The following is a 15,189-nucleotide window of genomic DNA, read 5'->3' as shown; positions in this document are numbered from 1 at the left end:
GGCTTTTATTGTTTCCAAAATAAGTTGAGCTTTTTCTAACGTGGTCATTTTAGCTAATCGATAAAACAAAACTCCCCGATGCTTTTGACCATGTAAGGTAGTTCTTCAAAACCTTTATCGGCTGTAAGTAATATATGAACATCCCTGACAGCTTGATCCAAAACGTCTGTATCGGAAATACCCTGACTTAACTCCGATATATAGCTGACCTGGTAGCCACTTTTACGTAACAGATCGACAATCCGACTCTCAACATTTTCATCTGCCAGAATGGTTATCATGCTGCTAAGTCAAATATAATATCCTTACAAACCGCATCTGCCGCATACTGCAAGCAAGCCTAGATGGATTCTCGCGTTAAACGTGGATAGTCGATCAGTATTTCGTCAATGGGTTCACCGCTTGCGATTTTATCAACAATCAATTCTACGGTAATCCGGGTGCCTTTGATGATCGGCTTATCCATCATAATCTTGGGATCCGTTGTGATGTAATCACGCCAGTTGATTGGTTCATGGCCGTTCTGTTTTAGACAACTATACGCTTAAAACCCGATCTTTCCCTTCCGGCCCCGACCGTCCTTGCCTTCTACGTATTCCTTCAGTTCGGCCAGTTCTTTTTCAAAACCGCTGCTGAGAATCGGGAAACGGCACCAGGTTTTCGGATCAACGTTTTCGTCGTCGACGTGGAACGAGGGCGCATACCGTTCGCGCTTCCACTGGTTGCGGCTCCAGAGCCGGAAAAACCGCTCGACCGATACGTAAAGCTGCTCGCGGCTGTACTGCCCCTCGAAGATGACTTCCATGTGCTGCATAACCTCCTTCGGCGACTGCTTGTCCCGGATGGCGGCTTTTTCAATGGCGTTCAGCACCCCGTACGGCATCAGGTCTTCCTCGTCGGTCTGCTTCTTGTCGAGCGGGCGAAGTTCGGCGGTGGGTTGCAGGTTGTTGACGGCCTTTAATCCTTCCACTTTGATGGTGCCACCCACGCCCTCGGTTTCGGCCCAGCGGAGCCAGCTTCGCAGGTAATGCTTGTCGATCCCGGCAATGGGCGAGATGCTGCCCGCCGTATCGCCGTCCATCGTCGCGTACCCAACCGACGCTTCCGAACGGTTGGAGGTCGATAGCAGCAGGGCGTTGTGGATGTTGGCCAGCAACCAGGCGCTTGGGGCCCGGACCCGCGCCTGAATGTTTTGCAGGGCAATGTCGTCGGTATCCCAGCTTAATTTCCGGCCAATCTGGTCTTCGATCAGCTTCGTGTACGTTTCGACCAGCCCGTTGATGTTGATGTTATAAAACGTGGCACCAATGGATTTTGCCAGCGATTCGGCAGAATTCAGCGTATCCGTCGAGCTGTTTTCGGTACCCTGGTAGATGGTCGTCAGCAACGCACCGCAGATTTCCTCGACGGTATTCAGGTCCTGAATCGCTTTAATGTAGCTCAGTTTCTTTTTGAAAGCTTCCAGACCAATGCTTTCGTCGGCCAGCCGGATCATGAGCGACACCAGAGCCGCAATGGCCGATGAATCCGCCCCCCCGCTCAGCGACAGGACAAAACCGTGCGAACGGCTTTTGCGCAGGTAATCGAACAACGCCAGCGCCACGGCCCGCGCAAATTCTTCTTCTTTCAGGTAATTACCCCGCTCCCAATATTCCAGTTCCGCCTTCTGGACCACGGGTTTAATCGGCGGAAAATCGAACTGGGCGGCTACGCGCAGGTTGGGGTACAAATAAGCCAGATTGGCCTTGTTCTGCACCTGACTCAGACGGGTATCGTCGACATCAATGACGGCGCAGACCAGCATGTGATCGGCGTAGCTGAAGCGCGGCCCCGATACCAGCAACTGGCCGTTGGCGGCAATCATGGCATCACCGTCGAAAATCGTCCGGCCCGACTCGTTGCCCAGCAGGTTGCAGTAAATGTAACTCACGCCAAACGCCCGCGAGCCGTCGATGACAAACCGCTCGCGGACCACGGATTTGAAAAACGAAAAGTGACTCGCACTCGGGTTCAGAATAATATCGACTCCGCGCTCGTGCAGGCTGCGGCCCGGTCGGTTGGCAATCCAAGCATCTTCGCAAATCTCGAAGCCGATCTTCACGCCCGACACGTCGAACAACAAATCACCGACCGGATAGGTAAATTCGCCAATCTGAATTTCGTCGCGCAACCCCGCCGTCCAGGGCTGAAACCAGCGGCTTTCGTAGTGAACACCGTTGTTGGCTACTACCTGCTTGCAAACGAAGCCCAGAATGCGTTTGTCGGCAATCAGACAGGCCGTGTCGTAAGTGCGGTTGTTGGCCAGCCGCAGCGGCAGACTGACGGCCACGATGATGCCGCCGGTGTACGGCACAATCTCCAGCAGACTTTGTTTGGACTGCTCGATGACCTCGTTCGAGAAGAACATGTCTTCACAACCGTAGCCGGTGATACACAGTTCGGGTAAGCATAAAATGCTGACGTTCTGTTTTTTGGCATCTTCAATGGCGTCGATGATCGTCCGGCGATTGTGTTCCCAGGCCATGGGAATCTGGTTGACAACACCGGCGGCAACTTTTATGAGCTTCATGTACGTGGTTTTTCTGCTTTAAGTAGATAACAAATATGAAGCGCAAATAGGTTTAATGAAAAGATGATACTAAAAAACCGTACCCATCAGGTACGGTTTTGTGAAGTTTTAGCCGTGCAGCAATCAGGCTGCCGAATCCGTCGGCGGTTCTTCAAAAAAGGTGACCAGTTTATCCAGCGTGCCCACCAACTCCTGCATTGATTTTTCGCCCACAATCTCGATAAACTGCTGGTAAGCCCGATCGGTGGCGGTTTGCCAGGCCGCCAGCAGTTGATGCCCGGATGCGGTAATGCCGACCAGAACAGAGCGCGCATCGTCGGGGTGTTGGCCGGTGCTCACGTAGTGATTCGTTTCCAGTTCCTTCACAAACCGCGAAACCGCCTGTTTGCTGATGCTCGTCTCCTGCGCCAGCTGGTTGATGGTCGAGCCGCCCGGACGGATGTGGAGCATCAGGACAATGTGGCCGATCCAGATGTGGGCGTACCCCGCCTGCGCCAGCCGCTGGGCCGCCAGCTCCCGGAAAAACCGCGATGATTTGTGGAGCAGCCGCCCAACCAGTTGCTTTTTCTCGGCGGGCGGCTCCACGGGACTGCATTTCTCCGAATGCCTGTGCTTTCGATTCATGCGCTTACTCCATTGACATTTCCATGTGTTCCTGCGTCTTGATTTTCTTGCCAATAAACAGCAGCAGCAGCGGCAGACAGATCAGGAAAAAGCCGCCAATAATCAGCATGGCATCCCCGTACGTCATGACCATCGCCTGCCGCGTCACGGCCCCTTTCAGCAGGGTGTAGGCTTTCTGAGTCGCCGTGGCCAGATCGTTGCCTCTCGAAACAAACAGGGCTGTGTACTGCCGGATGCGCTCGACCGAAAGTGGGTTGTAATTCGTGACGTTGTCGGCCAGAATAGTTTGGTGAAAAACCGAGCGCGTCGAGATATACGTCGTGATGATGGCCGTTCCGAACGTACCGCCCAATTGCCGGACCATGTTCGTCAGGGCCGAACCCTGCGGCACTTCCAGGTTGCTCAGGTCGGCTACGGTGATGGTAGTCAGCGGAATAAAAATGAAGCCCATGCCGATGCCCCGGATGATCAGCGGCCAGAAAAACGAATCGGCTCCCGTATCCAGACTCAGGCCGGATAACTGGTAGCAGAAAATAAAGAAAAGCAGAAAGCCGAGGGCGCTGTACCAAACCGGCGAAATGTAATTTTTCCGCAGCAACGTTCCGACCACGGGCATCATGGCCCCGCTCATCAATGCGCCCGGCATCAGCAGCCAACCCGTCTGACTGGCCGTAAAGCCCAGTAGGTTCTGGCAGTAAACCGGAATGATGAACACCGACGCAAATAGTCCGAAACCGAGAATGAAGTTGAACAGCGTTCCGACGGCAAACCGTCGTTTTCGCAGCAGGCGCAGGTCGACCACCGGATTATCGACGGCCAGTTCACGCCAGATAAAACCGATAATGCCGACTACAGCCATGACCGACATGACCACGATGTACCGGGTTTCAAACCAGTCTTCGCTTTCGCCTTTTTCGAGCACGATCTGCAAACCGCCGATTCCGGCCGTCAGCAGAATCAGCGCCAGCCAGTCCATGCGTCCGGCGGGAATTTTTTCGGCCGGTTCTTTAATGAACAGGAACGTCAGGACCGTGGCCAAGATACCAAACGGGATGTTGATGAAAAACACCCAGTTCCACGACAGGTTGTCGGTGATGTATCCGCCCAGCGTCGGGCCAATCGTCGGACCGATGATGACCCCCAGCCCGTAGATGGCGTTCGCCATTCCCAGGTCTTCTTTCGGAAACGTCTGGATCAGAATGGATTGGGCCGTCGTCAGCAAGCCGCCCCCGCCGATGCCCTGAATGACCCGGAAAAAGACCAGTTCCCAGACGTTGGTGGCCGTTCCGCAGAAAATCGACGCAATCGTGAACAGGACGATGGAAGCCGCAAAATAGTTGCGCCGACCGAACTTGGCCGACAGCCAGCCCGACAGCGTAATCATTACGGCGTTGGCGGCCGCGTAGCCGGTCACGACCCAGCTAATGTCCCCCAGCGATGCGCCGAGGTTCCCCATCATCTGCGTGAGCGTCACGTTAACAATCGAGGTATCAATCATTTGCAGCAAAGCCGCCGAGGTCACCGTAAAGATGATGACCCATTTATCAAAGCCTAATTTCATGGATTACCCTTTTCGTTCGCCTTTACTTTCAATATCCACGCGCACCGTCACGCTCATGCCCGGTTTGATGCGGGAGAACAGGGGACTGTTTTTGTCCAGTTCAATCCGAACCGGGATGCGTTGCACCACTTTCACGTAGTTACCGGTGGCGTTGTCGGGAGGCAGCAGCGTAAATTTGGCGCCCGTTGCGCCCGAGAAGGAACTCACGTAACCTCGGATGGGCTCACTGGGGAATGCATCAACTTCGATGTCAACGGGTTGGCCCGGCTGCATTTTTTCCAGTTGGGTTTCCTTAAAATTGGCCGTTACCCACAGTTCTTTGTCCGGAACCACGGAGCAGAGCGCCTGGCCCGGTTGCACCAGCTGGCCTACCTGAATGGCTCGTTTGGAAACCACGCCGTCGACGGGAGCCAGCAGCACGGTGTACGAAAGTTGCAATTTTGCCAGATCCAGTTCGGTCTGCCGTTGCTTGATGGTGGCCTGGGCCACGGTAATTTGCTGTTCCACCGACCGGCGCTGGGCACTGGTTACGGACGTCTGCGTACCGGCGGCATTGACCTGGGCCTGGGCGGTTTGCACCTGCGCCCGGGCGGCATTCACCTGCGCCTGGGCGGCATCCCGTTCGGCTTTGGCGGCATCAAACTGTTGCTGCGGAACTGTCCGTTCGGCCAATAGGCGTTCGTACCGCTGGTAATCCTGATTGGCTCTCCACAACCGCGCCTGGGTGGCTTCCAGGTTGGCCTGGGCCGACGCCACGGATTCGCGGGCGGTCAGAACCCCGGCCTGCGAAGTTTGAATGGTGGCCGAAGCCGTACCGATATTCGAGCGACTGACCCCCAGCCCGGCCTGTGCACTTTGCAGGGCGGCTTCGGCTTGGGTTACCCGAATTTTATAATCGGCATCGTCCAGCACGACCAGGGTGTCGCCCTTTTTAACGCGTTGGTTGTCCTGGAAACGGATGCTTTTGACGTAGCCACCCACTTTCGGGATGATTGGGTCTACATCGCCGTCGATCTGGGCATTATCGGTCGTTTCGAAGCGTTGTAATTGCCGGAACTCGCTGTAGCCGAAGAAAAGAGCGACCAGCAGCACCAGGCCGATGACAACACGAATGATGGTTTTTCTACTGTTTTCCATGATTTTACTTCCTGTGTGTTATTTAATGGTTTCGCCCACGGCTTTCTGGAGCCGGTGATAAGCCAGCCGGGCGTCAATGGTTGAGTTGACAAGGTTAAGTTGCGCCTGAAGCAGAAAATCTTCCGCATCCAGCAAATCACTGGCGAGGACCAGGCCGTTGCGGAACCGCGATTCGGTCAGCCGGTAATTTTCGGTCGCTTGGGTAACGGCGGTGCGGATTACCGTCAGTTTCTCGTGGGCGAGCTGATAGGCGTTGTAGTTGCTGAATACTTCATTTCTGATCTGCTCCGACTGCTGATTCTGCTGCAGGTTGGCCGCTTCAATGTTCAGCTTGGATTCGTGCACCCGGCCTTTCCAGCCGTACAGCGTGCCGATGTTGTAGCTCAACCCCAGCCCGACGTTCCAGGCGTTGACAAACGAATTGGCTTTGGGAAACAATTCTTTCGTGGGGTTGATGTAATTATAACCGGCTGAGAGTCCCAGATGCGGATAAAAGGCGCTTTTGGTGGTGCGGAATGCCGATTCAGCCGCCCGGATGCGCAGGTCGTTGGCTTTCACTTCCTGGCGGTCGCGCAGGGCCCGGACGATGTAATCGTTCACCGGTGCCAGGGCCACCAATTGCTCGTTCAGGGTCGTATCTACGGTAAAGGCTTGCTGCTCCGGATGCCCGATCAGTAACGCAAAATTGAACAGGGCCGTTTCCCGCGCCTTATTTACCTCAAGCTGACTGAGTTGAAGGTTGTTTTTCTGCAACTGAATCTTCAGCACTTCGTTGGCGGTCACGATCCCTTCTTTTTCCAGGTTCTTCACTTCGCGCTCACGCTCTTCCGTCTGGCGAATGTTCTGGGCAATGATGGACGCTGATTTGATAATTTTGACTATGTTGAAATACGATGCGGCTACGTTGTACGTCAGTTCGGCCTGATCTTTATCAGCATCCAGGTGACTGGCCTGGGCCAGCAGTTCGGCCGAAACCCGCGCCGATTTTTCGGCAAAACCACCAAATAATTCCTTCCGAACGGTTACACCGCCCATCGTGGCGTTGAAGGCACCTTTCGGGATGGTCAGGGCCGCTTCCGACGAACCGGGGGCACCCAGCGAAAATGCGTTCAAAAGGTCATAACGGGAATACGACAGCGAAGCCGAAGCCTGCGGGAGTTCGTTTTCTTTCGTCTGCTGCAGCCGGGCTTCGGCCAGTTTAACCCGGGTAGTGGAAAGTTTGAACGCGTTGTTGTTCTGGAGAGCGGACTGCACCGCCTGATCCAGCGAGACAACCGGGGGCGTCTGGGCTGCAGCCATTTCCCCGCCAATTCCGGCGGTGAGCAGCAGAGCCAGCAACGGTTTATGGATTGTTTTCATACTGAGAATTACTGATTTCTGATTTTGTTCAACAGTTCATTCAGGGTTTGCACCTCCGGTTCGCTCAAGTGACTCACGATGGATTCGAAGTTTTGAAACTGGCCGATGACTTTTTGCGCAAAGGCGTACGAGTCTTCGCTAAGCCGCAGGTTTACCTTGCGCCGGTTTTCCGGATCGTTCTCCCGGATCACCAGACTTTTCTTCACGAGCCGGTCAATCAGGCGGGTGATGTCAGAACTCCGGTCTACCATCTGGTTTTTCAGTTCGCTCACCGTTAGCGGGTGAGGGTGGGCTTCCGACAAAAGCCGCAGAATGAAATACTGTTGCGAGGAGAGATCGAACGGTTCCAGCTTCTTCTGAAATTCATTACTAATCTGGCTCTGGGTGGAATGCAGATTGACCAGTAACTCGTGATAGCTATTTCTAAACGGACGGCTTTTCATGGGAGGTTGGCTGTGGTGCTGTTTTATATATGTTTAAACAAAATTTGTTTAAACAGGTTTATGCCTAACGTCTTTTCTGAATTAAATTTCAATTAAAAGTGATTTGATGCCCAAAAGGCGCTATTTGATAGGACGAAAAGAAGAAGGGGCTAAGTTTTCGTTAGCCCCTCACCGTTATTTCTGGCGTAATTTGAGAATCAGATCGGTTCTTAACTGATGCAGGTTCTGTTCGAGACCAACGGGGTACGCATGGGGGTTGGTAAACCGTTTGATCCCCGGATGGAGCTGGCTCAGTTGTGTTGTGACGCGGTTCCGAACCGTCTGAATGTCCGGAGTAGTATATACGGTTTGTCCATTTCGGAAGACGGGGACCAGCAAATCTTCAAACGTGGTTGCGTCGGCAAAACGACGCTGGCGGGTAAAATCGTAGGGGTCGATCATCGTGGACGGGCCGGCGGGCGGGGTTTCCTCGTTGTAAATCATATCGGAAATAAAGCCGCGTTCGTTGTAATACCGTCGCACCTGCTGGATGCCCGGCGTGGAAATCTTGATGGTCTGTTCCGACAGTTTCAGCTTGTAGTCCCACTGCCCCGCCGGGTTTTGAATGGCCGCCAGCTTGTACACCCCACCCAGCGCGGGCTGGTCGTAGGCCGTCACCAGTTTGGTGCCAATTCCCCAGATGTTTATTTTAGCCCCCTGTTCTTTCAGGCTGGTAACGAGGTATTCATCCAGATCGTTGCTGCCGACAATGGCCGTTTCCCGAAAACCGGCTTCATCCAATAATTTACGAGCTTCCATGCTGAGGTAAGCCAGATCCCCCGAATCCAGCCGAATGGCGCTGAGCTGATAACCTCTTTCTCTGAGCTTCTTTCCGGCTTCAACGGCATTTCTGACGCCCTGGATAGTATCGTAGGTGTCGACCAGCAGGGTGACGTTGTTGGGCAGCACGTCCGCGTACACGTTAAAGGATTCCAGTTCGCTGTCGAACGACATCACCCAACTGTGGGCGTGTGTACCGCGCACCGGAATGCCGTACAGCTTGCCGGCCAGTACGTTGGACGTGGCGTCGCACCCGCCGATGTAGGCGGCCCGGCTGGCGGTCATGCCCCCATCGATGCCCTGCGCCCGACGCAGACCAAATTCCAGCAGGGTGTCGTCGTGGGCGGCCAGCCGCATCCGGGCGGCTTTCGTGGCAATCAGCGACTGAAAATTGATTAGCGTCAGCAGGGGCGTTTCGAGCAACTGGCACTGCAGAATCGGCCCGCGCACCCGGATCAAGGGTTCGTTGGGGAAAACGACGGTTCCCTCCGGCACGGCATCAATGTCGCCGGTAAAGCGCAACGTTTGCAGATAATCCAGAAAAGCGGGGTCGAACAACGGTTGGCCGTCGGTGCCGGTTAACGTGCTCAGGTAGCGAACATCGTCACTGGAAAACGAAAAGGCGTTCAGATACTCAATGGCGCTCGACAGACCACAGGCCACCGTGAAGCCGCCCTGGAAGGGGTGTTTGCGAAAATACAAATTGAATACGGTTTCTTTCTGGGCCGTGCCGGATTTCCAGTATCCGTAGGCCATTGTAAGTTGGTAAAGATCGGTGAGGAGGCTGAGCGATGTGTTGTACAAGGAATGAAGCATTTTAATACGAATGGGTTTCCAGTGATCCTTTATTAACTAGCAAACGCCGGTTCCGTTTAACCTCTTTTAACACCCGTTAACATCTTTTTTCTTGATGAATGCAACCTGGCTGCCCATCTTTGCATCTGCCAATCGAAACCATTTCCGGCAGTCTACCGCCTTTGACCGGTCATCCTTGTAAATTGACCATCTATGTAAGATCAGGTTCTATGCAATACATACTACTTAACTTTGCCACATACTCCTCAGGAGCCGAACAGTAAACAACGTCATTGAATCGTCAGCAGTAAACAACAGCCTAATACTACATCTCATGAAAACGTTTATCACCGCCGTGTGTGCGTGGCTGGTTATGACATCGGCACTAGCCCAGGCTCCCGTCAAGGGAAAAGTGCGCGGGCTGGTTATCGACCCGAGTCAGAAACCAGCGGAATTTGTCACCATTTTACTCCTGAAAGCCAAGGATTCTACGCTGGTCAAAGGGGCCGTTACCAACGATAAGGGACTATACGAACTTGACAATGTGGCCGAAGGCCGTTACCGGGTAGCGACCTCCCTGATGGGATACCAGAAAGTATATTCAGAACCGTTCGCGATTGATGCGGCCAATCCAGATGTTCAGGTCAAAACACTGACGATGCTGGAAGAAAGTAAAAAGCTGAACGAGGTCAAGGTGGTGGCTAAAAAGCCGTTCATTGAACAGGAAATCGACCGAACCGTCGTCAACGTTGAAAACAGCATTGTTGCGAGCGGCAACACGGCTCTGGAGGTGCTGGAAAAGGCTCCCGGTGTTACCATCGACCGCCAGAACGACAACATCCAGTTGAAAGGTAAATCGGGTGTGATGGTAATGATCGACGGCAAGCAGACGTATCTGTCGGGCCAGGAAGTGGCTAATCTGCTGAAAAACACGCCGAGCGACAACATCGAGAAAATCGAAATTATTACCAATCCTTCGTCCAAATACGATGCCGCCGGAAACGTGGGGATCATCAACATCCGGATGAAGAAAAACAAGAACTTCGGTACCAACGGAACGGCCATTGCCGGGGTAGGGTATGGGCGGTACGAGAAAGCCAACGCCAGCCTGAACCTGAACCACCGGGTCGGTAAAATCAACGCTTTCGGAAACTACAGCTACTTCCACAACCGCCGTTTTCAGGAAAACGAACTCAACCGAATCATACCATATAACGGCAAGGTTACGTACTTTGACCAGGCATCGTACCGCCCCAACCGCTTCGATGGGCACACGTTCCGGACCGGCGTCGATTATTTTCTGAACAAGAAAAGCACCATCGGGGTGCTGGCAACGGGTTTTCTCAACGACTGGCGGCAGGATAACGGGATCAACAACGCCATAATCCGGAACGAACAGGGCCAGATTACACTCAAACCGACGACGGCCGTCTCGGTGAAAAATAAGTGGTCGAACCTAACGGGGAACGTCAACTACAAGTACGATTTCGACGGGAAAGGCCGTGAACTGACCGCCGACCTTGACTATTCGCGCTTCAACGGCGATTCGTACAACAGCCTGAATACAACGTACCGAAACGCCAATGACAGCATTGCCCAGGCCCCGGCCCTGGTTCGGAACGATATGCCGTCGGCCATTAACATCTGGGCCTTCAAATCCGATTACGTTCACCCTCTGAAAAAAGGCGGTAAACTGGAGGCCGGTGTGAAAAGCAGTTCGGTGCAGTCGGATAATAACCTGATCTACGAGGACTTTACCGACGGCCGCTGGATCGTGAATCCGGGCCAGAGCAACCGCTTCAAGTACACCGAACGCATCAACGCGGGTTACGTCAACTTTGCGGGTAAGCTGGACAAGAAAACCAGCATTCAGGCCGGTTTGCGGCTCGAGCACACGTTCTCGCGGGGAAATTCGCTGACCCTGAACCGAGTGGTTGACCGGGATTATACCAACCTGTTCCCGACGTTGTTTGTGTCGCGGCAACTTGATACCAACAACGTGCTGAACCTTTCCTTCAGCCGCCGGATCGACCGCCCGAACTACCAAAATCTGAACCCGTTCCGGTTTTACCTCGACCCGTATACGTATCAGCAGGGCAACCCGTACCTGAAGCCGCAGTTTACAAATTCGTTTCAGCTGACCCACGTCTACAAAGGCAAGTTTTCGACCTCGCTGGGTTACAGCCGGACCATCGACGTGATCGTGGATGAAGTGCCGGGTCAGATTCCGGACCAAAACATCACTTACGTAACGACGGACAACCTGGCAACGCTGGATAACGTTAGTTTGACGATGAGTGCCCCGGTGGCGGTGACCAAGTGGTGGAATATGCAGAACAACGTCAACATTTTTTACAACAAATACCAATCTCCGTACCTCGGAGCACAGTATAATGTTGACTTCGTTGCCTTTAATGTATACACTTCACAAAACTTTGTCCTGTCGAAAGGCTTTACGGCCGAGGTATTCGGGTGGTACAACTCAAAAAACATCTACGGTTTTTACACGGTCCGTCCGCAGGGAGCTTTTGGACTTGGCGTACAGAAATCGCTGATGAACAACAAGGCGACGCTGAAATTGAACGTCAACGACCCGTTCTGGCTGAATAAATTCCAGGGATACGCCAAGTACCAGGATATTGATTTCAAGATTCGGGCGCGTTGGGAAAGCCGGATTGCCCGTCTGACGTTTACGTACCGCTTCGGCAACCAGAATGTGAAAGCGGCTCGCCAGCGCAGTACCAGCACGGAGGCCGAACGGAACCGCGCCGGGGGTGGAAATAATTAAATAAACGTTAAATAAATGAAAACGGCGGACAGTTTTTCACCGCTCCGCCGTTACACTATACAGATAATTAGTTTAGGTTAAGAAAGCAGAAAGCCATTCCCACGTTGAGGAGTGGCTTTTTCATTTTTAAAAATAATGTATCAACAAGGAAATTCAAAATATGATTTGGTGATTCACCTCCCCGACGATTGATGAAATTGTAGCGATTTGGGCAATTAAATTCAAAAGTCATAAAAAAAGGCCGCTGTAAACGGCCTTTTTTGTGAATATGTGAATGAATAATTTTCATTCAGCAAAATACAATTTTAAGCGCTCAACGACGTATGGCTTAGTCGAGAGCGGCAACACCCGGCAGAGTTTTGCCCTCCATGTATTCCAGCAAAGCGCCCCCGCCCGTTGACACGTAGCTGACGCGGTCGCCATAACCGGCGTTGTTAACGGCCGAGGCTGAATCACCCCCACCAATCAGCGAGAAGGCGCCGTTTTCTTCCGTGGCCTTTACCACTGCGTCTGCGATGGCGTTGGTTCCAATGGCAAAGTTGGGGAACTCAAACACGCCCATCGGTCCGTTCCAGAGAATCGTTTTTGAGGCTGAAACCACTTCGGCAAATTGCTTAACGGTTTCAGGGCCAATGTCTAGTCCTTCCCATTCGTCGGGGATTTGGCCGGTTGCCACCACCTGACGGTTTGCATCGTTCGAGAAATCATCGGCGATCACGTTGTCGACCGGCAGATAAACCTGAACCCCTTTGGTTTTAGCTTTCTCGAGCAGTTCAAGCGCCAGATCCTGCTTATCGGCTTCGAGCAGCGATTTACCAATGCTGCCGCCCTGAGCTTTGGAGAACGTGTAAGCCATGCCCCCGCCGATGATCAGGTTGTCGACTTTGTCCAGCAGTTTCTCAATGATCAGGATTTTATCCGAAATTTTGGCTCCACCCATGATGGCCGTGAACGGACGGTCGGCGTTGTCCAGCACCCGCTGGGCGTTGTCCAATTCAGCCTGCATGACGTATCCGCAAACTTTATCCGTAAAGAACTGTGCGATAACCGCCGTAGAAGCGTGGGCGCGGTGGGCAGTACCGAAGGCATCGTTTACCCAGACATCACCCAGTTTCGACAGTTTTTCGGCGAAGCCAACGTCGCCTTTTTCTTCTTCTTTGTAAAAACGCAGGTTTTCCAGCAGTAGCACTTCACCCGGCTGCAGCGCGTCGGCCTGCTCTTTCGCGGATTCACCGATGCAGTCGTCGGCAAATTTGACATCAACGCCGAGCATGATCGACAGCGGGCCAACGAGGTGTTTGAGCGAGAACTTATCTTCCGGCCCTCCTTTAGGCCGACCCAAGTGCGACATCAGCACGCACGAGCCGCCATCTTTCAGGATTTTGGTGATCGTCGGCAGCGTGGCCTTCATACGGGTGTCATCCGTAATCTCGAATTTACTGTTCAGCGGAACGTTGAAATCCACCCGGATCAGGGCGCGTTTGCCGGAAAAATTATAAGCGTCTAATGTTTTCATACAAGAGATTCTCTGTTGGCTAGTAAAATCGGCCCGAACTTAGGGGTTTTTAACCAAACGAAGCAATCCGTAAATCAGCTTATTGGATTTGTCATAATTTTAAAGGTATGGGTGCAATTTTACCGGCAGAAGACCAGCCTTCTGGCCGAGTTTTGTTGGTAGGTATGAAGCATAAAATGCCTGACCGTGAGATCGAATCCTATCTGGGCCAGGCATTTTTAAGAGCACGGTCTGGGTTATTTTTTATTTCCGAACAGTTTGAGATGAATGCCCAGATTCGGCAGGATATAGTGATCGTCGGGCAGAGCGGGATCGGATGCGTACGTGATCCCCCAGTTGGTCCGGTCCACCTCGAGCGTGGCTTCTACGGTTAATTGGTTGTCGTTTAGCTGAATTCGGGCCGGAAAAACAACGGGATTCGTCTTGCCCAGCATCGTCAGGTTACCCGAAACCTGGTAGTTCGACCCCGCCAGGCCGTTGCTGCCCGCGTAAGGAGCGATACCCGTGATGGTATAGGTAATGTTGGGATGCAGGGCCATGTTGAAGAAGTCGGCACTTTGAAGGTGGCCCACCAGTATTGGTTTGAGCGAATCCAGTAAATTGTAGTTAACGATGGATGAAACCGGAATGGTAAACGACCCACCGGTTACCTGGCCGTTCTGCACGGTCAACTGATCGCTTTTTACGGTAATGGCCCCTTCATTAAAATTACCGGTGCGCTGGCTGCCCTTCCAGACTGCCACAGATTTGGTCTCGTCGAGTTGGTAGGCTTCCTGCGACGGGTCCAGGTGGTCGGTGGTGCAATTCCACAACCCGGCTGCCAGTACGGCGATGGCACTCAATAAAGCTACTTTTTTCATGCACTGGATCATTAGAATTTGTTGTGTTACGTGGCTAAAGCGTTTACAATGGATTACGGAGGATACGGTTACAGACCGGGTGGAATGGCGGCCGGTACAGCATTGGCAACGGGTTTGAGTGACTTCAGATACGTGAATACGGCTTTCATATCCGCATCGGCCATGCCGACGTAGTTAGGCCAGGGCATGGGTGGGAGCAGGGGCCTCGTGTTGTCCAGTCCTTTGAATTTGCCCTGCCGCATAGCTTTGATAAACTGCTCCAGCGACCAGCTTCCGATACCGGTGGCATCGGGCGTCAGATTGGCCGCGAATGACACGCCCCAGGGTCCCGCAAAAGCCGTGTTCTGGCCGTTGAAAACTACCCACTGTCCGCTCTTCGCCAGATTTTTGTCGTAGTCGCCCAGCGGCTGGGTACTGTTATAGCCGGAAAGAAGGCGGTCCGGGTCGGGAGCGGGGCCGCGGGGTGTCATTTTCTTGGGCGAATGGCAGTCGCCACAGCCCATAATGGTAACCAGGTATTCACCCCGGTTGACCAGTTCGCCCTGAGACGGTTGCTGGTTGATGGAAGCCGGACGCTTCGCTGGTTTGGGAGCATCCTGCACTTGAGTAAAGGCACAAAGCAGCCCCACGACGGCTACGGCCGCCAGATACATACGTTTCATGGTTTGTATTTTTGTTTTTAGAGAAGAAAAAGAGACTCCTGCGGTCCCTCCGACAC

The 15,189-nt window shown here is 53.2% G+C and carries 13 protein-coding genes; 1 reads left to right on the top strand and 12 read right to left on the bottom strand.

Annotated elements, in window-relative coordinates; translation table 11 throughout:
• Window positions 1-53: 53 nt before the first annotated feature.
• The 9 genes from OQ371_RS01410 to OQ371_RS01370 form a co-directional block, all read right to left on the bottom strand.
• Window positions 54-281 carry a DUF5615 family PIN-like protein gene (locus tag OQ371_RS01410; protein ID WP_265991882.1) on the bottom strand — a complete coding sequence of 76 codons (228 nt, stop codon included), beginning with the start codon at window positions 279-281 and terminating at the stop codon, window positions 54-56.
• 59 nt (window positions 282-340) lie between these two features.
• Window positions 341-490, bottom strand: coding sequence for a DUF433 domain-containing protein (locus tag OQ371_RS01405; RefSeq protein WP_265994368.1), 150 nt, complete (start codon window positions 488-490; stop codon window positions 341-343).
• A gap of 54 nt (window positions 491-544) precedes the next feature.
• Window positions 545-2,569 carry an NAD(+) synthase gene (gene nadE / locus OQ371_RS01400; protein WP_265991881.1) on the bottom strand — a complete coding sequence of 675 codons (2,025 nt, stop codon included), beginning with the start codon at window positions 2,567-2,569 and terminating at the stop codon, window positions 545-547.
• Between the two features lie 123 nt (window positions 2,570-2,692).
• Entirely contained in the window at window positions 2,693-3,193 is a 501-nt protein-coding gene (locus OQ371_RS01395) for a MarR family winged helix-turn-helix transcriptional regulator (RefSeq protein ID WP_265991880.1), read from the bottom strand.
• 4 nt (window positions 3,194-3,197) lie between these two features.
• On the bottom strand, window positions 3,198-4,754 hold the full coding sequence (locus OQ371_RS01390; protein WP_265991879.1) for a DHA2 family efflux MFS transporter permease subunit: 1,557 nt from the start codon (window positions 4,752-4,754) through the stop codon (window positions 3,198-3,200).
• A 3-nt stretch (window positions 4,755-4,757) separates the two neighbouring features.
• Window positions 4,758-5,891: an HlyD family secretion protein gene (locus tag OQ371_RS01385; protein ID WP_265991878.1), complete on the bottom strand. Its 1,134-nt coding sequence runs from the start codon at window positions 5,889-5,891 to the stop codon at window positions 4,758-4,760.
• A gap of 18 nt (window positions 5,892-5,909) precedes the next feature.
• A complete protein-coding gene (locus OQ371_RS01380; protein ID WP_265991877.1) occupies window positions 5,910-7,250 on the bottom strand; it encodes a TolC family protein in 1,341 nt (446 codons plus the stop codon).
• An 8-nt stretch (window positions 7,251-7,258) separates the two neighbouring features.
• Entirely contained in the window at window positions 7,259-7,693 is a 435-nt protein-coding gene (locus OQ371_RS01375) for a MarR family winged helix-turn-helix transcriptional regulator (RefSeq protein ID WP_265991876.1), read from the bottom strand.
• A 174-nt stretch (window positions 7,694-7,867) separates the two neighbouring features.
• Window positions 7,868-9,328, bottom strand: coding sequence for a nicotinate phosphoribosyltransferase (locus OQ371_RS01370; protein ID WP_265991875.1), 1,461 nt, complete (start codon window positions 9,326-9,328; stop codon window positions 7,868-7,870).
• A gap of 313 nt (window positions 9,329-9,641) precedes the next feature.
• Between OQ371_RS01370 and OQ371_RS01365 the strand changes: the two genes are divergently transcribed.
• Entirely contained in the window at window positions 9,642-12,095 is a 2,454-nt protein-coding gene (locus tag OQ371_RS01365) for a TonB-dependent receptor (RefSeq protein WP_265991874.1), read from the top strand.
• Between the two features lie 328 nt (window positions 12,096-12,423).
• On the opposite strand, the gene OQ371_RS01360 is transcribed toward OQ371_RS01365, so the two are convergent.
• The 3 genes from OQ371_RS01360 to OQ371_RS01350 form a co-directional block, all read right to left on the bottom strand.
• Complete coding sequence (locus OQ371_RS01360; RefSeq protein WP_265991873.1) at window positions 12,424-13,611, bottom strand: phosphoglycerate kinase; 1,188 nt, start codon at window positions 13,609-13,611, stop codon at window positions 12,424-12,426.
• 236 nt (window positions 13,612-13,847) lie between these two features.
• Complete coding sequence (locus OQ371_RS01355) at window positions 13,848-14,471, bottom strand: YceI family protein (RefSeq protein WP_265991872.1); 624 nt, start codon at window positions 14,469-14,471, stop codon at window positions 13,848-13,850.
• Window positions 14,472-14,539: 68 nt separating this feature from the next.
• Window positions 14,540-15,133: a diheme cytochrome c-553 gene (locus tag OQ371_RS01350; protein WP_265991870.1), complete on the bottom strand. Its 594-nt coding sequence runs from the start codon at window positions 15,131-15,133 to the stop codon at window positions 14,540-14,542.
• Window positions 15,134-15,189: the final 56 nt, after the last annotated feature.

The sequence above is a fragment of the Larkinella insperata genome, assembly GCF_026248825.1.
Classification (GTDB): Bacteria; Bacteroidota; Bacteroidia; order Cytophagales; family Spirosomataceae; genus Larkinella; species Larkinella insperata.
Note: the sequence above shows the minus strand (reverse complement) of the source record. Positions and strands in the feature narration are given on the sequence as shown.